An 18,732-nucleotide genomic window follows, 5' to 3' on the forward strand; every position below is an offset into this window, starting at 1 on the left:
TATTTTGCATTTGCTTACGGCTGTAACGCGCGCTTTACCGCTCGTTATCGGCGTGCGCGCGCCTCTTCCAGCCGCGCGCACATCAGCGCGGCGCCCTCGACCACGCGGGGTCCGGGGCGGGTCAGCGATTCGCCGTCGAGTTCGAACAGGTTCTTGCGGCGCATCGCCGTCATGCCGCGGTAGGGCTCCCAGATCGTCAAGCCGCGGTCTTGTGGCGTATAGCGCTTGCCGCCGAAGATCGCTTCCGGATCGCGCTGCAGCACCGCCTCGATGCTGACCTGGGGCGCCACCGTCTTCAACTCGCCGAAAATATTCTTGCCGCCGCAGAGGCGGATCGCATCGCTGGCGATCTGGTCGCCATTCAAGGTGTAGATCGGATTGTCCCAGACCTGGTAGAACACCGCGACGGGCGGGCGCGCGGCGTAGCGTGCGCGCAGGTTCTGGACGCGCGCGCGGAAGCGGGCGGCCGCCTCGATCGCGGCCTGGTCGGTGCCGAGCAGGCGCCCGAAGCGCTCCAGGCTGGTGGCCACCGTTTCCAGGTTGCGCGGCTCGCTGTGGAAGACCGGGATGCCAAGGCTTTGCAGCTGGCCGATCTGGCGCGCGGTATTCCCGCTTTGCCAGACGACGAGCAGGTCCGGTTTCATGGCGATCACGCGCTCGAGGTCGATCTGGCTGTTCGAGCCGATCAGGGGAATCTTGCGCGCCTCTAACGGGTAGTCGCTGTAGTTCATGGCGCCGACGATGCGCGCGCCGCCGCCGGCGGCGAACAGCAGTTCGGTCACGTGCGGCGCCATCGAAATCACGCGCTGCGCCGGACGCGCCAGCACGACCTGCTTGCCGCTGTCATCGACCACAGTGATGGCGGCTTCGCTGGAAGCGGCGCACAGCGCCAGTAAAAGCGACAACACGAATTTCATTGAACTCTCCGGATGATGCTGTCCGCGGCCGGCGCGGCCTCGGGCAGGAAGATGGTGCGCCCGCCATGTTCGATGACGGCGATCGGGTGGCCGAGGCAGGCGCCGAGCAGGCCGGCGCGCATCACCTCGTGCACCGGGCCGGCGCGCCAGGCGCCATCGCCGTGCAGCAGCAGCGCATGGGTGGCGCCGCTCCAGGCCAGGTTCAGGTCGTGGCCGACGCTCACCACCGCCCTGCTCTCGTTGCGGCACAGGCCGGCGAGCAGGTTCGTCATCGCCACCTGGTGCGCCAGGTCGAGGGCATTGGCCGGTTCGTCGAGCAGCAGCAGCGGCGTGTCCTGGGCCAGCAGCGCGGCGATGGCGACGCGCTGGCGCTCGCCGCCCGAGAGCGTGCGCACGTCGCGCTGGGCCAGGTGCAGCACGTCCAGGGTGCGCAGCGCGTGTTCGGCAGCGGCATGGTCGTCGCTGCCTTCCCAGTAGCGGTCGGCGTGGTACGGGTGGCGCGCCATCAGCACGGTCTCGATGACGCGGTAGGCAAAGGCGTCGCCGCGCGACTGGGCCAGGTAGGCGCGTTCGCGCGCCAGCGCCGGCAGCGGCCATGCGGGCAGCGGCTTGCCGGCCAATTCGACGTGACCGCCGTCGGGCTGGCGCAGGCCGGCCAGCGTGCGCAGCAGCGTGCTCTTGCCGGCGCCGTTGGGGCCGATGACGCACCAGCTCTCGCCGGCGGCGACGCGCCAGTCGAGCCGGTCGACCAGCAGGCGTGGCCCGACTTGCAGTGTGAGTTCTTGGGTTTCAATCATCGTGCGCGCAAATGCAGCTGGTGCAGCTGGAACAGGAAAACGGGTACGCCGATCAGCGAGGTGAGCACGCCCACCGGCAGCTGCTGCGGCGCCAGCACGGTGCGCGCCAGCGTATCGGCCAGCACCAGGAAGCCGCCGCCGGCCAGGGCGGCGGCGGGCAGCAAAATGCGGTGGTCCGGCCCGAAGGCATGGCGGCAGGCGTGCGGCACCACCAGGCCGACGAAGCCGATGCTGCCGCCGGTGGTGACCGCGCAGGCCGTCAGCAGACCGGAACAAAGAAATAAAAAGCGGCGCAGCCCGGCCACGTTGATGCCCAGCGTGACGGCGGCATCGGCATGCAGCGCCATGACGTTGAGCGCACGCGCGCGGCGCAGCGCCAGCAGCAGCGCGCCGGCCAGCACCACCCACGGCAGCAGGCGCCAGGAACTGCCGGCGAGGTCGCCGATCATCCAGAACACCATGCCGCGCAGGCGCGACTCGGGCGCCACCGACAGCATCAGGGTGACGAGTGCCATGCAAGCCGAGGCCAGCACCACGCCGGTCAGCAGCAATACGCCGGACTCACCCGTACGTACACTGCCGCGGCCACCGCCAAGGTCACGCCGCGCCAGCAGGTAAAGCAGCAGCGAAATCCCCACCGCTCCCGCCAGCGCGCCGGCATCGACCAGCCACAGCGCCGCGCCGAACAGCAAGGCGGCCAGCGCGCCCACGGCGGCGCCGGCCGACACGCCCAGCACGTACGGATCGGCCAGCGGATTGCGCACCAGCGCCTGCATCATGACACCCGCCAGCGCCAGCGCCGCGCCGGTGACGAAGGCGCTGCTGGCGCGGCCCAGGCGCAGGTCGAGCAGAGTCGCGGCCATGCCGTCGGGCGCGCCGCGCAGCAGGCTGGCGAGGGCGTGCGGCAGCTCGTCCAGCGGCAGCGGCACCGAGCCCGCCAGCCCGGCCCCGGCCAGGGCCAGCAGCGCGCCCGCCGCCAGCAGCGCCAGGGTGGCGCGCCGCCGTACTGGCGAGGTCACGAGAAAGGCGTCCATAGCCGCGGGCTACATCAGAAGTCGTAGCGCGCCGAGAGCTTCAGCTGGCGGCCGTCGCTCGGGTAGATGCCGCTGCGGCAGCCGAAGGCCTGGCTGAAATACTGGCGGTCCGCCAGGTTCAGGCCATTCACGGCCAGTTCCCAAGCGCCGACTTTCACCGCATAGCGCGCGTCGAACGTGGTGTACGACGGGATGCGCGTGCTGCAATCGTTGCCGAAGTCGCTGCCGTAGCGCTGCTTCGACACGTATTGCGCGCCGATGTCGGCACTGTGGCCGTTGGCCGGCGTCCAGGCCAGGCGCGTGGTCAGCACGTTCTTCGGCACCAGCACCATTTCGCGGCCGGCATTCGGGCCGCCCGTGAATTCCGCTTGCACGTGCTGGAAGTGGCCGGACAGGCGCAGGTCCATGCCCAGGTCGATCTGGCCGTCGAGTTCCACGCCCTGGCGGCGCGTCGGGTCGAGGTTGGTGTTGGCGCCGAACGGCGGCACCGTCGGATCGTAGAAGATCTCGTTTTCGAGACGGTGGCGGAACACGCGCGCCGACACTTGCCGCGCCTTGCCGCCCACGGTCACGCCCAGTTCCAGGTCGCGCGAGGTCTGCACGTCGAGCAGGCCGCTGGTCGAACGGTAGCCGTTTTCGTCGGCGTTCGGCAGGCGGTAGCTCTGCCCTGCCTTGGCATGCACGGTAAGGCCCGGCACCGGATCGATGCTGCCTTCCACGCTCCAGCCGTTCTGCGACTGGTCGCCGTTCGGCACGCCGAGGCCGGCGTTGGCTTCTTCCTTCTTGAACTTCTCGTGGCGTGCGCCCAGCGCCAGGCGCGCATTGCGCTCGCCGCCGAAGCGCATTTCATCCCGCAGGTACAGCGCGCGCGAATCCTGGCTGGCGTCCGAGCCGAGGGTGGTGCGGCGTTCCCAATCGATCAGGTCGATGCCGGCGACGAATTCGTTGCGCATGCCATTCCATTGCGACAGCTGGCGCAGGCGCGGCGAGAACTGGGTCTGGCGGCTGTTATAGGTCGACTCCGACAGGAAGCCGCCGAAATCATAGGCCGACCCTACTTCGCGTTCGCGGTGCGACAGTTCGGCCGCCAGTTCGACGCTGCCGATGCGGTGTTCGGCAAAGGCGAGCACGCGGTCGCTGGCCAGGGTACCGAAGTCGTTCGGGGTATTGGTCTGCTGCGGATTGGCGTTGAACTGGGCCAGCGTCAGCGAACCCGGGAAGCGCTGGTCCTGGCGCGCGCTTTCGACACGCACGCCGACACGGGTCGCATCCTGCGCCCACTGCACGCCGCCGCTGACGGTCTTCTGGCGGAATTCTGCGTTGCGGCGGTCGTTGTCGGTGGCCTGGTGGGCGGCGGCGATGTCGAACGAGAGCGGGCCTTCGCCATGGCGCAGCGTGGCGCGCGCGTCGTGCTGGTCGAACTGGCCGCCTTCAAGCACCAGCGAACCGTGGTAGCCGGGCTCGCTGCCGCGCCTGGTGATGATGTTGATCACGCCGCCGGTGGCGCCTTCGCCATACAGCACGCTGCTGCCGCCGCGCACGATCTCGATGCGCTCGACGGTATCGACCGGGATGCTGGAGAGGACGGCGCCGGCCAGTTCGTTCTCGTTCATGCGCACGCCGTCGACCAGGATCACCAGGTTCTGGCCGCTGTTGGTGCCGAAGCCGCGCAGGTCGAGGCCGAAGTCGGGCGAGCCGTCCAGGCTCTGGCGGCCGAAGACGCCGCCGATCTTGCGAATCGCGGCGTTGACGTCGTTGACGCCGGCGCTGCGGATCTCGTCGGCGGTGATCACGGTTGCGCCGACGGCCGGCAAGGCGGCATCGCTCGGGAAGCGCGGACCCGTGACGTGGACGGTGGAGATGTCGGCCTCGTCGGCATGGGCGGCGCCCGCGAACAGGGAAAGGGAGAAAGCGCAGGCCAGCGCGAGCGGCTTGACGGCCGGCGCGCCGCGCGAAACAGCAGCAAAAGTCATGGTGTGGTTCTTCGAATAGGGTCATCCGCCCTGCGTCCCCGCAAGCCGGATTCAACGGATCCAGCAGTTGCTGGTCCACCTGTCCTGGCCGGTATCCGGGCTTGCAAGCGGACCGCTTCACCTTCCTATGCACGGCACAGTGGTGTTTGAAGCAGCCAGTCGCCGGGGCGACGCTTGTTTACCGTTGCGGGGGCAGCACACGTTGGCCGTACGCCGGAGGCGCCGTGGCTTCGTGTTTCCCGTTTAACTGCGCGCGCAGATTGCGCACGCGGGCACCAGAACGGGGTGGATTATATACCTGACAAGGCGATGGGGTTGGAGGCGCGGGTGTTCATTGTGTAAACCCGTGGCGGAGCCCGCCCTGCGAATCGCGATAACCGTAGGGTGGACTCCGTCCACGCGGTACACCGTTCGCATGGCCGCAACGCATGCCGGGTATGCAGGGGCACGAAAAACGGCCGTGGGCCAAGCCCACCCTACGATCGCGATATTCGGCGGCTAACGATGTGGTGAACAGCCGGCGTTGCGCGAATTGTAGGGTGAGCATGCCCACGTGTTACGCACCGCTACGCAATCGAAACGTGAAACGAAGCCCTGCTTACGTCCCGCGCTTGCCGCGTGCAGCCTCTTCCGCCTTGGCCGCCGCCTTTTCGGCCGCGATGCGCTCCTTCTCTTCCTTCTCGAGGCGGTGCGCTTCCAGACGCGCGGCGCGGGTGTCCGGGGTCTCCAGGCTGATGCGGCCGATGGCGCCGCTGCGGTAGTCGTGCAGCAGCACGTGGGCCGCCTTTTCGACGTCGAATTCGCCGCCGCGCACGCGGAAGCCGCGGCGCGCCGCCACCTGCTCGACCACGCCGATGCCGTCCAGGCCCTCGGTTTTGAAGCCGTAACGGGCGGTGAGCAGCTGCGGATAGCGCTCGAGCAGGACGTCGCCCAGGAAGAAGGCCACCTCTTCCTCGATCAGCGCATTGGTGCCGATCGCGTGGCTGGCTGCCAGCATCAGTCCGTCGCTCGGCATGTCGATCTTCGGCCACATCAGGCCCGGAGTGTCGACCAGCACCGTGTGCTTGTCGAGGTACAGCTTTTGCTGGGTCTTGGTGACGGCCGGCTCATCGCCCACCTTGGCCACGCGCTTTTTCAGGAGCGCATTCATCAGCGTCGATTTGCCGACGTTCGGAATGCCCATGATCATGATGCGCAGCGGCTTGGTCGGCACGCCCCGGTGCGGGGCCAGCGACAGCGCCAGCGCCGGGATACGCGCCACGTCGGCCGGCTTCTTGGTCGTCATCGGATACGCGGTCACGCCCGGTTTGGCGTCGTAGTACGCCTTCCAGGCGGCGGTGGCGGCGGGATCGGCCAGGTCGATCTTGTTCAGGATTTTCAGCACAGGGCGCTGGCGGAACTGGCGCATGCGGTCGACCAGCGGGTTGCAGCTCGCCTCGGGCAGGCGCGCGTCGAGGACCTCGACCACGAGATCGATAAATTCCATCTGTTCTTCCGCCTGCTTCTTGGCGGAGTTCATGTGGCCCGGGAACCATTGTATCGACATGCTGTGCTTTCAAATTTCTGCGAACGAGGCGGTATTTTACGCTGCCCCAAGGGCGAGCGTCCCGCCGTGATGTCGTTCTGTTTCCACTAGGAATGATTTTGGCTTGATTCGTTGCAATATCGAGTCATCCGGCACAGGCACGATGACGGGACGGCCGCCCTGGCCGTGGTCATGGACGAGGGGGAACGGTATGGACATCGGGATGAAGAAGGTCGGTGGATTCGCGCGCAATGTCGAGGTGTGGATTTTCGGCGCGTTCGGGGCGCTGGTACTGGCTGCCTGCCTGGAAGGAAACGGTGAACCGGCCGAGCCGGCCAGCCGCGCGGGTGTGGCGCCGGAAACCGAGCTGGCGCAGCCGCAGGAAGGCATGGCCCAGCCGATGTACGTGGTGTACGTCGTGGGCAAGCGGCCGAGCGCAGCCGAGAAAAAGCGGATGGCGCAGGCGAGCGCAGGGTGAACGTTGGACGTACGGTGGACGGGTCTACCGTCCACCGTACCCTCCTCTTCAACGCGCAAACGCTTCCATATCGCGCCGCACCAGCGACGTAACGCCGCTCCAGTTGCGCTCCGTGTAGTGCCCGTAATCTTCCCCGTCATCGCGAAACACCACCGAGTGGAAGGCCCATTTCGCGCGCCCGCCCTGGTTGGGGCCGGACCCCAGCGTCAGGTCGTTGCAAAACCAGTCGCCCGGATTGCACAGCGAGCTGCCGCCGCTGCCCGAGGCGCCGCCGGCACTGTGGTAGGCCACCACTTCGTCATCCTGGCCCGGCAGCGCGAACGAATACAGCGTCCCCTTCGCCCCGGCATACCGGTAGAACCAGATGCCGCGCGTGTCGTTGTGGTTGTACAGCGCGCGCGAGGTGGCCACCTTTTGCTGCTGGGCCAGCGGCTCGCTCGTGGTCCAGGCGCCGATGTCGGCCAGTTCGCTGCCGCCGGCGGACCCCGCCGAGGTGCGCACCCAGCGAATATTCCACCCGGTTTGCGAGCCGCCGGTGCCGCCCGTGCACACACCCCTTGCATTCGGTTGGGCGTTGGTGACGGGCCGCGCGCTGCCGCCGTAGTTGGCCAGCGTATAGCCGACCAGCAGTTCGCCCGCGCTATGCACCGCGACATAGCACCAGTTCTGGCCAGTGCAGAAGCAGTCGAGCGCCGAGCGCAGGATGCCGCTTTGCGCGGAGACCGCGCTCCTGCCGTCCCAGTTGACCGATTTCTTGTTGACGCCCGCCGGCGTCGCGTTCGGGCCGAAATAGGTGAAATCGTTGTAGTTGCCGATCGCCCCGCCGCCGGTGCGGCCGTTGACCCACAGGCTGTAGTTGGTGGCGCTGGCTACCCCGGCGGCCAGCAGGCCGGGCAGGCACAGCGAAAGGGCAAGGCGCGCGGATCGTCGCATGTCATCCTCCATGGTTGTGGTTGCAGTGGGACGCTGGCGGCGCCGACCGCGAAGAACCATTCTGGTGACAAGGCGGGCCGCAGGTCAATCGCGCGCAGCCGGGCGTTGGAAGAACGATACCGAACAGTGGACCGGCGCCGGGGCTAATGCCAGTCAAACTACGCTTCATGTCGAGAATGATGCACAGACCTGTAAGGTGGGCGGCTCCACCTCTTCAGTTTGCGGACCCGCGACGTTTGCGCCGCCCACGCGTTCGACCAGCCGCTGAGCCGTCGCGAAGTTGCAGAGTGTGGTTGAACGCGTGGGCGGCATCCAGGCAGCGGGCAATCGCGCACCAAGGTATAGCCGCCCACCTTACGGGTCTGAGCCTACTTCACCGGCCCGCACGCACTCGGCGGCAATGGCTGCGACGGATCGAAGGTCGCCAGTTCCGCCGCCGCCCCCTTGCGGTCGCGCGCGAATTCGGTCAGGTAGCGGTCGCGCTCCTCGCTGCTCCACTCGGCATCCGACACGCCTTTCAAGGATTGCGCGCGGCTGGTCAGCACCGGGCCTTCGAGGCGTGGCATCAGCTCGCGGTCGGGATCGGTATTCTCCTTAAGCAGGTAGCCGTCGACGTCGCGCAGGGTCAAGGGCAGCGCCGGCGCACCGTCATGCATCAGCTTGCCGAACACGATCAATTTGATGTCGTTCGGCCCCGGTCCCAGCACCTCGTTGAAGGTGGCCAGCGCGAACGGGCGTCCGCGGGCATCGTCGACGCGGCCGGTGACGACATAGCGCCCCGGCTGGCGTACCTCGGCGCGCAGCACGAATGCCAGCGAGCCGTCTTCCAGCACTTCGCGCGGCGCGCCGGCCCAGACCGCCGGCACTTTGGGCGAATAGATGACGTCGAAGATCACCACGCCATTCCTGCCGCCCGCCGTGTAGCGCACCTCGGTGCGGATGGTGCCGTGAAAGCCGGACAGCCCGGTCTGGCCAGGCGTCAGCACGGCGCCGAAAGCGCCATCGCCCGCGACCGGATCGGCGCTCGTGCCGTCGTCGGCAAAGGCGAGCGGCACCTGGGTGGTGGCGCGCCCGCCGGTGGCGACGAGGCCGGCCGCGAGCGCACGCGTGACCACCATCGGCACGATGCTACCCTGCGGCTCGACCGCGCGCAGCGAGAACGCGACCGTTTCGCCGGCGGCGAGGAAAACGCGCGATTGCGAGGTCTGGATCAGGATGTCCGGATTACTGCGGCGGTCGGCGCCGCGCATTGGGTTGGTCTCCAGCACCGGCTTGTTCGGATACGCCTGGTCGGGATTTTGCGACATCGGCCGCGAGTGCGCCGGGTACATGCTGCCCTGGCGGTAGCTGCAATAGGTATGGTCGGCCAGCGCGTAGTTGTCGACCAGTTGCTGGCGCTGGCGCGCGCGTTCGCCCGGGAGCTGCGGCGCCGGCTGGCCGTCGACCTGGCCGAAGAACGCGGGGCCGCGCGGCTGGGGACCGGGCTGGGCGTTGTTAACGGCGACCGCGGCGGCGGCCACCGGCGCATCGTCGTCGCGCAGGGCCAGCCACAGGACTGTTACCACGACCGCCGCCAGCAGCGCCAGCGGCAGCCAGGAACGTGGGCCGCCAGGGCGGCCCGGTTTTGAACGATCAGAGGGCACTGTTCACCACGGCGCTGCGCACGACCCCGACGATGCCGCCCCAGTTGCCGTTCGCGTAGTGGTTGTAGGCTTCGCTGTCGTCGCGGAAGCTGACCGAGTGATAACTCCACTTGGCGCTGCCGCCTTCGTTGGCGGCCGTCCCCAGCGTCAGGTCGTTGCACAGCCAGTCGCTCGGATTGCAGTAGGAGCCGCCGCCGCTGCCGGCCACGCCGCCGGTGCTGTGGTAAGACACGGCTTCGTCGTCCTGGCCCGGCAGGATGCCGGAATAGGCCGTGCCCTTGGCGCCGGCGTACATGTAGAACCAGACGTTGCGCGTGGTGTTGTGGTTGTACATGGCGCGCGCGGTGGCCGTTTTCAGGTCTTGCACCAGCGGTTCGGAGACGGCCCAGGAGCCGACGTCGGACAGCTCGGAGCCGCCGCCGGCGCCCGAGGCGGCGCGCACCCATTTGATGTTCCAGCCGGTTTGCGAGGAACCGTCGCCGTTGCCGCACACGCCGGATGAATTGGACACCGCGTTCTTCTTGACCCGCGCCGAGCCGCCGTAGTTGGCCAGCGTATAGCCCATCATCAGGTCGCCGGCGCTGTGGGTCACCACATAGCACCAGTTGCCGCCGGTGCAGAAGCAGTCGAGGGCGTCGCGGATCTTGCCGCTCTGCGAAGCGATGCTGCTGCGCCCATCCCAGTTGACCGATTTCTTGTTGACGCCGGCCGCCGTGGTGCCGGGGCCCCAGTAGGTCCAGCTGTCGTAGTTGCCGACCACGCCGCCGCCGGTCCGCCCGTTGACCCACAGCGTGTAGTTGGCTGCCGCTGCGAAGCTTGACGCGGCCATGAGACAGACCGCGATTACCATCCGTAATGCTTTCTTCACAAATATCTCCTCTTTTTGAGTGGACGCCTGTTTCGGTCGCCTTCACTGCCGCCAAAGCCAGGCGCAGCCGCGTCTTGCGGCTCAGCCGACTGTATGCCTGAGCTAGAAGAGAGTCAATTGAACGGATGAAAGAAGAGAAAAGTCTGTTGCATTACCGAAAATGCAAATAATATTTGTGATTAATCAAGCTCCGCCAACACTTTCACGTGTGCGACGACACTGCGTCCCAGCGCCGACAATTCGTAGCCGCCTTCGAGGCAGCTGACGATGCGCCCGCCCGCGTACGCGCGCGCCACCGCCATCACTTGATGCGTGATCCAGGCGTAGTCCGCTTCGACCAGGGCCATGCCGCCCATGTCGTCGTCGCGGTGGGCGTCGAAGCCGGCGGAGATGAAGATCATCTGCGGCTTGAATACGTGCAGGGCCGGCAGCCAGTATTCCTGTACCACCTGGCGAACGACGTCGCCGCCGCTCTTCGCCGGCACCGGCACGTTGACGTTGGTGGCCGTGATCGGCTCCGGTTCCGAATACGGATAGAACGGATGCTGGAAGAAGCTGGCCATCAGCACGCGCGGATCGTCGCGGAAGGCGTCGGCGGTGCCGTTGCCGTGGTGGACGTCGAAGTCGACGATCGCCACGCGCTCGAGCCCGTGCGCGTCCAGCGCGTGGCGCGCGGCGATCGCCACGTTATTGAAGAGGCAAAAGCCCATCGGCTCGCGCGGGGTGGCGTGGTGACCCGGCGGGCGGATCGAGCAGAACGCATTGGCGATGTCGCCGGCGATGACGGCGTCGGTCGCGGCCAGCGCCGCCCCGGCCGCGCGCAAGGCCGCGTCGTAGCTGGCATGGCACAGCAGGGTGTCGGCGTCGAGCGGGTAGGTTTCGCCGGGCGTGGCCGGGATATGGTCGCGCACCAGCGCCAGCGCGCCTTCCGTATGGTTGCGCAGCACGGCGGGAATCTCGGCGAGCGGCGCCAGCCGGCGCTCGAGCAAGCCGTCGAGGCGGGCCAGGATCAGCTGGTCCTCGATCGCCTGCAGGCGGCTCGGGGACTCCGGATGCCAGGCGCCCATGTCGTGCTTCAGGCAGTCGGGATGGCTGTAGATTGCTGTGCTCATGATCGCGCGCTTCCAGCTTGCTGCTCAGCCATACACCGGGATCCTCCGTTCTCGCTTAGAATCGTCGGGATGCTGCGCTGCCGGAAAGAATAGTTGCCAATAACGCTAATCTACCATGCCGCCTGCAGCCCCGGAGAGCGCGTGAAAAAATCTTCAGGGCAAGGCGCATCGTCGAAGACAGTACGGTAGTACGGCGAGACGATGCAACGCCGCCATGGAGGTTTTTTCGCACGCTCGCAGCATTCGACCATTGGGATCCAAGAGTATGTTCAACAAATTGCACGCCGCCGCACGCCAGGTCGGCCAGATCGTGGTCGGCAAGGACCAGCAGGTCCGCCTCGCCTTTACCTGCCTGCTGGCCGGCGGCCACCTGCTGATCGAGGACGTGCCGGGCGTCGGCAAGACCACGCTGGCGCATGCGCTGGCCCTCTCGCTCGGCCTGAAATTCAACCGCGTCCAGTTCACCAGCGACCTGCTGCCGGCCGACGTCGCCGGCATTTCGGTCTACGAGCGCGAAAAGAACGGTTTCGCCTTCCACCCCGGCCCGATTTTTACCCAGGTGCTGCTGGCCGACGAAATCAACCGCGCCACGCCGAAAACCCAGTCCGGCCTGCTGGAAGCGATGGAAGAACGCCAGGTCAGTACCGACGGCATGACGCGGCCCCTGCCCGAACCCTTCTTCGTGATCGCCACCCAGAACCCGGCGCACCAGGTCGGCACCTTTCCGCTGCCCGAGTCGCAGCTGGACCGCTTCCTGATGTGTTTATCGCTGGGCTACCCGGACGCCGCCGCCGAACGCGCGCTGCTGATGGGCGAAGACCGGCGCGCCATGCTGCGCACGCTGGAGGCGGCGATGAACCCGGCGGAGCTGATCGATGCCCAAGGCGCGCTGCGCGCGATCCATGCATCGAGCTCGCTGATCGACTACGTGCAGGCGCTGGCCCAGTCCTCGCGTTCGGGCACGCTGTTCGCCGAAGGCCTGTCGCCGCGCGCGGCGATCGCGCTGCTGCAGGCCGGCCGTGCCTGGGCCGCACTCGAGGGCCGCGACCACGTGCTGCCGGAAGACATCCAGGCGGTGCTGGTGCCGGTGTGCGCGCACCGCCTGCGGCCGGTGAAATCGGCGCAGGGCCTGGCGCTGGCCAGCCGCGACCTGGTGCTGCAGCTGCAAAAATCGGTGCCGGTCTGAGGACCCGACAATGGCGCGCTCCAGCCTGACCCGGCGCCTCGGTCTGCACCTCGGTGCGCATTTAGGTAAACGTAAGGGCACGGCCGTCGACAAGGGCGAGCTGCTGCTCGGCCAGCGCCGCATCTACATCCTGCCGACCGGCCCGGGCCTGGGCTTCGGCGCCCTGCTGCTGGTGCTCTTGATCGGCTCGATCAACTACAACCTTGGCCTCGGCTATGCGCTGACCTTCCTCGCCTTGTCCTGCGCCGTGGTCGACATGCTGCTCACCTGGCTCAACCTGGCCTACCTGCGCCTGAATCCCGTGCGCGCGCCGAACGTGTTCGCCGGCCAGGAAGCGAGCTTCGAACTCCAGCTGCGCGATACCAGCCGGCGCGCGCGCTACGCGATCGCGGTCGATATCGCCGCTGCCGACGCCACCAAAACCGGCGAGCCACGCCACGCCGTCGACATCCCCGCCAACGGCAGCACGACCGTGCGCCTGGCGCTGCCCAGCGAAACGCGCGGCTGGCTCGACGCGCCGCGCCTGACGCTGAGCACCCGTTTCCCGCTCGGGCTGTTCCGTGCCTGGAGCTACTGGCGCCCCGACGCGCGCGCCCTGGTCTATCCTTTTCCCGAAGAAGGCGCGCCGCCGCTGCCGGCCGCGTCCAGCAGCGCCGCCGACGGCGCCGGCCATGCCGGTGAAGACGACTTCGCCGGCGTGCGCCCCTACCAGGCCGGCGACCCGCTGCGGCGCCTGGCCTGGCGCCAGATCGCGCGCCTCGACCCGCGCGACGGCGGCCAGCTCGCCACCAAGCATTTCGAAGGCGGCGCGCGCACCGAACTGGTACTCGACCTGGCGGCGCTGTCGCCCCGGCTGGACCTCGAACTGCGCCTGTCGCGCATGACGCGCTGGGTGCTGGAAGCGGAAAGCCGCGCCCTGCCCTATGCCTTCCGCCTCGGCGCCGAGCAGTTCGATGCCGCCAACGGCGTCGCCCACCAGGCGGCCTGCCTGCGCGCGCTGGCGCTGCACGGGCTTGGAGGCGCACGATGAAGACGCTGCTGGCGCGCTTTGCCGCCCTCCCGCGCGACAAGGCCGACACCCTGCTGCTGCTGTTCGCCGCGCTGCTGGTGCTGGCGCCGCATACCGCCCACCTGCCGGCCTGGGTGTCGATGCTGTGCGCGCTCACCTTGCTGTGGCGCGGCGTGATCACGCTGCAGGGCAAGCGCATGCCGCCCAGCCTGTTGCTGCTGCCGCTCGCCGGCGCCGCCATGTTCGGCGTCGCCCACAGTTACCAGAGCCTGCTCGGGCGCGATGCCGGCGTCGCCATGCTGGTGCTGCTGGTCACCTTCAAGATGCTGGAAATGCATGCGCGGCGCGACCTGTTCGTGGTGGTGTTCCTGTGCTTCTTCCTGGTGCTGACGAATTTCTTCTACGAGCAGGGCATCGGCACCGCGCTCTTGATGGCGGTGTCGGTGCTGGCGCTGCTCACGGCCCAGCTGAGTTTCCAGTTCACCGGCACGCCGCCGCCGCTGCGCCAGCGCTTCCTGATGAGCGCCAAGGTGCTGGGCCTGGCGACGCCACTCGCTTTCGCCTTATTTTTCCTGTTCCCGCGCTTCGAGGGACCGCTGTGGGGCGTGCCGGGCGACGCCACCAGCGCCCGTTCCGGCCTGTCCGAGTCGATGGCGCCAGGCACGATGGCGAACCTGGCGCAGTCGACGGAACCGGCCTTCCGCGTGCGCTTCGATGGCCGCGCGCCCTCGCAGGAACAGATGTACTGGCGCGGGCCGGTACTGGGCGCGTATGACGGCCGCACCTGGACCCGGCTCGACCCACAGCTGGCGGCACGCTCCGCACGGCAGCCGCTGGCGCTCTCGGTCTCGGGCAAGGCGCTCGACTACGAAGTCACGCTCGAGCCGTCGCAATCGCGCTGGCTGTTCGCGTTGGAGATGCCGCGGCGCCTGCCGGAACTGGACGGGAACATCGCCAACGTCTCCGGCGAATTCGAACTGACCACGAGCTTTCCGGTCGAGATGCGCCTGCGCTACCGGGTCAGCTCGCACCTGGACTATCGCCTGCAGGGGCACGGCTTGCCGCCCGACGCCGACCACTGGCTGCAACTGCCCGGCGACAGCAACCCGCGCGCGCTGCTGGCCGGCCTCGAACTGCGCGCCGAGCCCGATCCGGCGAAACGCATCGACGCCGTGCTGCAACGCTTCCGGCGCGATAACTACGTCTACACCCTGAATCCGCCGCTGCTCGGGCGCGATGCCGTCGACGACTTCCTGTACGGCAGCCGCGCCGGCTTCTGCGAACACTTTTCGGGCGCCTTTGTGTTCCTGATGCGCGCCGCCGGCGTGCCGGCGCGCGTGGTCACCGGCTACCAGGGCGGCGAATTCAATCCACTCGACGGCTACGTCACCGTGCGCCAGTCGGACGCCCATGCCTGGGCCGAAGTCTGGCTCGCGCGGCGCGGCTGGGTGCGTATCGACCCGACCGCCGCCGTCGCGCCGGAACGCGTGCAGCGCGGCCTGGAGGGGGCGATCCCGCCGCGCGCGCCCTTCGGCATCACGGGCCTGGGACGCTTCATACGCATCGGCGGCGAGACCAGCCCTTGGGTCGCCCAGATGCGCCACGCGGCCGGCGCCATCAACAATGGCTGGAACCAGTGGGTGCTCAACTACACGCGCCAGCGCCAGGCCAGCCTGGTCGACAGCGTGCAATCCTCGTTCTTCGACTGGCGCATGCCGGCGGGCGTGGCCGGCTTGATAACTGTGTTGCTGCTGGTCCGATTCTTCCTGCGGCGCAGGGAGACCGATCCGATCGATGCGCTATACTCCGCCCTGTGTACGCGCCTGTCCCGCCTGGGCCTGGCGCGTTCGGCAGATGAAGGCCCGAGCGCCTATGGCGCGCGCATCGTCGCGGCGGGAACCCTGGCAGCGCCCGCGCAGGCGGCGGCCGCCGAGTTCCTCGGCCGTTACAGCGCCTGGCGCTATGCGCCGCGCCGCGACGACCCGCACCTGGCCGTGACCCTGAAGCGCTTACTTTCGCAAGTCAGATGAAACAGTTCGTATCACTTATCACCGCAATCGTTTTCGCAGCAGCCCCCCAGCTCGACGCCAGCGCCGCCGCCAAACACCCGCCTTCGAAGGCGAAGATCGTGAAAGCCAAGGCGGCCAAGGCAGGCAAGCCCGCCAAGGGCAAGGCCGGCAAGTCCGTAGCGCAGTCGAAAGCACCCAAGGCACCCAAAGGCCGCAAGGCGCTTGCCGCGGCCGCTGCCGTGGCGGCCGTCGCCGCCACGTCGTCGATCGACTACGACGGCGAACAGGTCAATTTCGCCGAGTGGCAAGCCGTGCGCGAGTTCATCAGCGAGATGGTGATCAAACATGATTTCGATCGCGCGGTGCTGGAAGCGCAGCTGCGCCAGGTGCGCTTCGTGGACTCGGCGGTGCAGCTGGTGAAACCGGCGCCGCCCGGCAAACCGAAGAACTGGCAAGCCTACAGCGGACGCTTCATCGAGCCGATCCGCATCAACGCCGGGCTGCGTTTCTGGAACGAGAACGCCGCCGCGCTCGCGCGCGCCGAAGCCACCTACGGCGTGCCGGCCGAGATCATCGTCGGCATCATCGGCGTCGAAACGATCTATGGACGCGATACCGGGCGCTTCCGCGTGCTCGATACGCTGACCACGCTCGCCTTTGCCTACCCGGAAGCGCCGAACAAGGCGGCGCGCAGCATCTTCTTCCGCGCCGAACTGGAAAACGCGTTCCTGCTGGCGCGCCACGAAAACATCGATCCCTTCACCCTGCTGGGCTCGTTCGCCGGCGCGGTCGGCATGCCGCAATTCATGCCCGGGAATATCCTGAAGTATGGCGTCGACTTCGACGGCGACGGCCACATCGACCTGCGCGGCTCGACCGCGGACGCCATCGGCAGCGTCGCCAACTTCCTGATCGAGCACGGCTGGAATCCGCGCGACGCCGGTCCGCACGCGATCCGGGTCGACGTCGCCGCGCACCGGGCCTGGGAACCGCTGCTCGAGCGCGGCCTGGCCGCCACCCTGCGCACCGACGAACTGGCCGCCGCCGGCGTCGTGCCGGCCACGCCCTTGGCGGCCGATCGCCTGTACGGCCTGGTCGACCTGCAAAACGGCGCCGAGGCCACCGAATACTGGGTGGCGAACGATAACTTCTTTGCCATCACCAAATATAACCGCAGTTATTTCTATGCCATGTCGGTGATCGACCTGGGACGGGCCGTGCGCGCCGCACGCGCCGGTCAAACGTTATAGAGACGTCTATACATTACATTAAGTTGTAACATGTTGTAACGGCACCACTGCCACTTTTACCTCAGGCAGCACCATTCACATCGGGTACTCCCCTGGGGTATCCATCCCCGCCCGCTTTCTGTACTGTACGGAAACATTCACAGGGCTGCATACTCCCACTTTTATTAGCATTTCTACATATCATTCTGAAACGTGTGGCACGCAACTTCTGTTTCCTCTACACTCGTATTTAATTAAAAAACAATTATTTCCTACGTGAGTTTGTGAGAGAATTGCATTGCGGCCATTGTTGCGATTAGACAACAAGGTCGAGGCTTTGAACCGAATTCTATTGCTCATAAGTACTAGAGCCTGAATTAGTTGTACAATTGAGTAGATTTTTACGAAAGACTTCCGGAATCGAAACGCTGCAAGCGACTTTCCGTAAACCCACAATAGGAATATTTGAAATCATGACAAACCAAGTCGGCATTGATATGAGCAGCGATGCGGAGTCGGATGAACTGTTGCAATACAACCCGAACCGCCTGCTGGATACCCTGATCGAGAACCTGCGCCTGAAGAACGACGCAGCCCTGTCGCGCGCGCTGGAAGTGGCGCCGCCGGTGATCTCGAAGATCCGCCACCACCGCCTGCCGGTCGGCGCATCGCTCCTGATCCGCATGCACGAAGTGAGCGACCTGTCGATCCGCGACCTGCGTTACCTGATGGGCGACCGCCGCAACAAGTTCCGCATCAGCGACAAGCAGTTCAAGCCGAAAGAAGGCGCATCGCCTTCGGCGTCGAGCGGCGAGTAATACGCACATGATGCTCACGCGGCTGCTCACGAAGTGGCCGTAAGAGAATAATGGACGTAAAAAAGGGGCGATACGATCGCCCCTTTTGCCATGTCCGGATTACTTTATCAAGCGGGAAACACGCCGGTCGACAGATAGCGGTCACCGCGGTCGCAGACGATGAACACGATCGTCGCATTCTCCACGGTCTGCGAAATGCGCAGCGCCACTTCGCAGGCGCCGGCGGCCGAAATGCCGCAGAAAATCCCCTCTTCCGCCGCCAGCCGGCGCGCCATCTGCTCGGCTGCCGCCTGGCTGACGTTTTCCACCTGGTCGACGCGCGACTTGTCGAAGATCTTCGGCAGGTAGGCTTGCGGCCATTTGCGGATGCCGGGGATCGACGAGCCTTCTTCCGGCTGGGCGCCGATGATGCGCACCGCCTCGTTCTGTTCCTTCAGGTAGCGCGACACGCCCATGATGGTGCCGGTGGTGCCCATGGCGCTGACGAAATGGGTGATGCGCCCGTCGGTATCGCGCCAGATTTCCGGCCCGGTGGTCTCGTAGTGGGCGCGTGGATTGTCCTGGTTGGCGAACTGGTCGAGGATGATGCCCTTGCCGTCCTTTTGCATCTGGTCAGCCATGTCGCGCGCGTATTCCATGCCGCCGGTCTTGGGCGTGAGCACGATCTGGGCGCCGTAGGCGGCCATGCTCTGGCGCCGCTCGATCGACAGGTTGTCCGGCATCAAGAGGATCATCTTGTAGCCGCGGATGGCGGCGGCCATCGCCAGCGCGATGCCGGTATTGCCCGAGGTCGCCTCGATGATGGTGTCGCCGCGTTTGATCTGGCCCCGTTCCTCGGCATTCTTCAGCATCGACATCGCGGCGCGGTCCTTTACCGAGCCGGCCGGGTTGTTGCCCTCGAGCTTGCCCAGGATGACATTGTTGCGCGCCGCTGCATCCGCGCCGCCGATGCGCACCAGTTGCACCAGGGGGGTATTGCCGATCGTATCTTCGATGGTTTTATAGGCCATGTTGCTCTCTTGCGGTTCTTCAAAACACCATTCTAAACCGGGACGCAAGAGTGCGTATGGTGAGGCGTCGGCGGCGAACTTGCTGGACCGCATTGCCGTCCAGGTCCGAGACGCCGAGGTAACGTAGATACTGTTATGGCTGTCAAGCGGCGTGCAGCATCGGATTGAACTTTTCGCCAGTTTTCAGCACA

General features: G+C 66.7%; 16 protein-coding genes and 1 riboswitch. Of the genes, 6 read left to right on the forward strand and 10 right to left on the reverse strand.

All coding sequences use genetic code 11. The features are described from left to right. Nucleotides 1-44: 44 nt before the first annotated feature. The 5 genes from IFT60_RS21560 to ylqF form a co-directional block, all read right to left on the reverse strand. Entirely contained in the window at nucleotides 45-917 is an 873-nt protein-coding gene (locus tag IFT60_RS21560) for a cobalamin-binding protein (RefSeq protein WP_192055537.1), read from the reverse strand. Continuing rightward, complete coding sequence (locus tag IFT60_RS21565) at nucleotides 914-1,714, reverse strand: ABC transporter ATP-binding protein (protein WP_192055540.1); 801 nt, start codon at nucleotides 1,712-1,714, stop codon at nucleotides 914-916. The genes IFT60_RS21560 and IFT60_RS21565 overlap by 4 nt, the downstream gene beginning before the upstream one ends. Continuing rightward, nucleotides 1,711-2,748, reverse strand: a complete 1,038-nt coding sequence (locus IFT60_RS21570; RefSeq protein WP_192055542.1) for a FecCD family ABC transporter permease — start codon at nucleotides 2,746-2,748, stop codon at nucleotides 1,711-1,713. The genes IFT60_RS21565 and IFT60_RS21570 overlap by 4 nt, the downstream gene beginning before the upstream one ends. A 14-nt stretch (nucleotides 2,749-2,762) precedes the next feature. After that, nucleotides 2,763-4,721: a TonB-dependent receptor gene (locus IFT60_RS21575; RefSeq protein ID WP_192055544.1), complete on the reverse strand. Its 1,959-nt coding sequence runs from the start codon at nucleotides 4,719-4,721 to the stop codon at nucleotides 2,763-2,765. 69 nt (nucleotides 4,722-4,790) lie between these two features. After that, a riboswitch (cobalamin riboswitch) is annotated at nucleotides 4,791-5,016 on the reverse strand. A 303-nt stretch (nucleotides 5,017-5,319) separates the two neighbouring features. After that, nucleotides 5,320-6,240 (reverse strand): ribosome biogenesis GTPase YlqF, encoded by a 921-nt coding sequence (ylqF, locus tag IFT60_RS21580; protein WP_229511074.1) that lies wholly within the window; start codon nucleotides 6,238-6,240, stop codon nucleotides 5,320-5,322. A gap of 229 nt (nucleotides 6,241-6,469) precedes the next feature. Between ylqF and IFT60_RS21585 the strand changes: the two genes are divergently transcribed. Next, on the forward strand, nucleotides 6,470-6,724 hold the full coding sequence (locus IFT60_RS21585) for a hypothetical protein (protein ID WP_192055549.1): 255 nt from the start codon (nucleotides 6,470-6,472) through the stop codon (nucleotides 6,722-6,724). A gap of 48 nt (nucleotides 6,725-6,772) precedes the next feature. On the opposite strand, the gene IFT60_RS21590 is transcribed toward IFT60_RS21585, so the two are convergent. From IFT60_RS21590 to IFT60_RS21605, 4 genes are all read right to left on the reverse strand, one after another. Next, entirely contained in the window at nucleotides 6,773-7,657 is an 885-nt protein-coding gene (locus IFT60_RS21590) for a hypothetical protein (RefSeq protein ID WP_229511067.1), read from the reverse strand. 368 nt (nucleotides 7,658-8,025) lie between these two features. Next, entirely contained in the window at nucleotides 8,026-9,300 is a 1,275-nt protein-coding gene (locus tag IFT60_RS21595) for a choice-of-anchor X domain-containing protein (protein WP_192055553.1), read from the reverse strand. Further along, a complete protein-coding gene (locus tag IFT60_RS21600) occupies nucleotides 9,290-10,129 on the reverse strand; it encodes a hypothetical protein (protein ID WP_229511068.1) in 840 nt (279 codons plus the stop codon). Before IFT60_RS21600 ends, IFT60_RS21595 begins: the two co-directional genes overlap by 11 nt. A 218-nt stretch (nucleotides 10,130-10,347) precedes the next feature. Next, complete coding sequence (locus tag IFT60_RS21605) at nucleotides 10,348-11,280, reverse strand: histone deacetylase family protein (protein WP_192055555.1); 933 nt, start codon at nucleotides 11,278-11,280, stop codon at nucleotides 10,348-10,350. A 265-nt stretch (nucleotides 11,281-11,545) separates the two neighbouring features. On the opposite strand from IFT60_RS21605, the gene IFT60_RS21610 reads away from it, so the two are divergent. The 5 genes from IFT60_RS21610 to IFT60_RS21630 all read left to right on the forward strand — a co-directional run bounded on the left by IFT60_RS21610 (nucleotide 11,546) and on the right by IFT60_RS21630 (nucleotide 17,531). Further along, the gene (locus IFT60_RS21610) at nucleotides 11,546-12,466 is read left to right on the forward strand and encodes an AAA family ATPase (RefSeq protein WP_192055558.1); all 921 of its coding nucleotides are present in this window, start codon (nucleotides 11,546-11,548) and stop codon (nucleotides 12,464-12,466) included. A gap of 10 nt (nucleotides 12,467-12,476) precedes the next feature. Beyond that, on the forward strand, nucleotides 12,477-13,496 hold the full coding sequence (locus IFT60_RS21615) for a DUF58 domain-containing protein (protein ID WP_192055560.1): 1,020 nt from the start codon (nucleotides 12,477-12,479) through the stop codon (nucleotides 13,494-13,496). Next, the gene (locus IFT60_RS21620; protein ID WP_192055562.1) at nucleotides 13,493-15,505 is read left to right on the forward strand and encodes a transglutaminase TgpA family protein; all 2,013 of its coding nucleotides are present in this window, start codon (nucleotides 13,493-13,495) and stop codon (nucleotides 15,503-15,505) included. Before IFT60_RS21615 ends, IFT60_RS21620 begins: the two co-directional genes overlap by 4 nt. Continuing rightward, nucleotides 15,502-16,734, forward strand: coding sequence for a lytic murein transglycosylase B (mltB, locus tag IFT60_RS21625; protein WP_192055565.1), 1,233 nt, complete (start codon nucleotides 15,502-15,504; stop codon nucleotides 16,732-16,734). Before IFT60_RS21620 ends, mltB begins: the two co-directional genes overlap by 4 nt. A gap of 452 nt (nucleotides 16,735-17,186) precedes the next feature. Then, nucleotides 17,187-17,531, forward strand: coding sequence for a hypothetical protein (locus tag IFT60_RS21630; RefSeq protein WP_056344418.1), 345 nt, complete (start codon nucleotides 17,187-17,189; stop codon nucleotides 17,529-17,531). Between the two features lie 107 nt (nucleotides 17,532-17,638). Here the strand turns inward: IFT60_RS21630 and cysM are convergent, their stop codons facing one another. After that, entirely contained in the window at nucleotides 17,639-18,541 is a 903-nt protein-coding gene (gene cysM / locus IFT60_RS21635; protein WP_192055567.1) for a cysteine synthase CysM, read from the reverse strand. Nucleotides 18,542-18,732 lie beyond the last annotated feature (191 nt).

Source organism: Massilia sp. CFBP 13721, assembly GCF_014842025.1.
Classification (GTDB): domain Bacteria; phylum Pseudomonadota; class Gammaproteobacteria; order Burkholderiales; family Burkholderiaceae_D; genus Telluria.

Excerpts from the sequence above, each read along its gene's own strand:
- IFT60_RS21560 (WP_192055537.1), bottom strand. The coding sequence starts at position 917 with ATGAAATTCGTGTTGTCGCTTTTACTGGCGCTGTGCGCCGCTTCCAGC.
- IFT60_RS21565 (WP_192055540.1), bottom strand. The coding sequence starts at position 1,714 with ATGATTGAAACCCAAGAACTCACACTGCAAGTCGGGCCACGCCTGCTG.
- IFT60_RS21570 (WP_192055542.1), bottom strand. The coding sequence starts at position 2,748 with ATGGACGCCTTTCTCGTGACCTCGCCAGTACGGCGGCGCGCCACCCTG.
- IFT60_RS21575 (WP_192055544.1), bottom strand. The coding sequence starts at position 4,721 with ATGACTTTTGCTGCTGTTTCGCGCGGCGCGCCGGCCGTCAAGCCGCTC.
- ylqF (WP_229511074.1), bottom strand. The coding sequence starts at position 6,240 with ATGAACTCCGCCAAGAAGCAGGCGGAAGAACAGATGGAATTTATCGAT.
- IFT60_RS21585 (WP_192055549.1), top strand. The coding sequence starts at position 6,470 with ATGAAGAAGGTCGGTGGATTCGCGCGCAATGTCGAGGTGTGGATTTTC.
- IFT60_RS21590 (WP_229511067.1), bottom strand. The coding sequence starts at position 7,657 with ATGCGACGATCCGCGCGCCTTGCCCTTTCGCTGTGCCTGCCCGGCCTG.
- IFT60_RS21600 (WP_229511068.1), bottom strand. The coding sequence starts at position 10,129 with ATGGCCGCGTCAAGCTTCGCAGCGGCAGCCAACTACACGCTGTGGGTC.
- IFT60_RS21605 (WP_192055555.1), bottom strand. The coding sequence starts at position 11,280 with ATGAGCACAGCAATCTACAGCCATCCCGACTGCCTGAAGCACGACATG.
- IFT60_RS21610 (WP_192055558.1), top strand. The coding sequence starts at position 11,546 with ATGTTCAACAAATTGCACGCCGCCGCACGCCAGGTCGGCCAGATCGTG.
- IFT60_RS21615 (WP_192055560.1), top strand. The coding sequence starts at position 12,477 with ATGGCGCGCTCCAGCCTGACCCGGCGCCTCGGTCTGCACCTCGGTGCG.
- IFT60_RS21620 (WP_192055562.1), top strand. The coding sequence starts at position 13,493 with ATGAAGACGCTGCTGGCGCGCTTTGCCGCCCTCCCGCGCGACAAGGCC.
- mltB (WP_192055565.1), top strand. The coding sequence starts at position 15,502 with ATGAAACAGTTCGTATCACTTATCACCGCAATCGTTTTCGCAGCAGCC.
- IFT60_RS21630 (WP_056344418.1), top strand. The coding sequence starts at position 17,187 with ATGACAAACCAAGTCGGCATTGATATGAGCAGCGATGCGGAGTCGGAT.
- cysM (WP_192055567.1), bottom strand. The coding sequence starts at position 18,541 with ATGGCCTATAAAACCATCGAAGATACGATCGGCAATACCCCCCTGGTG.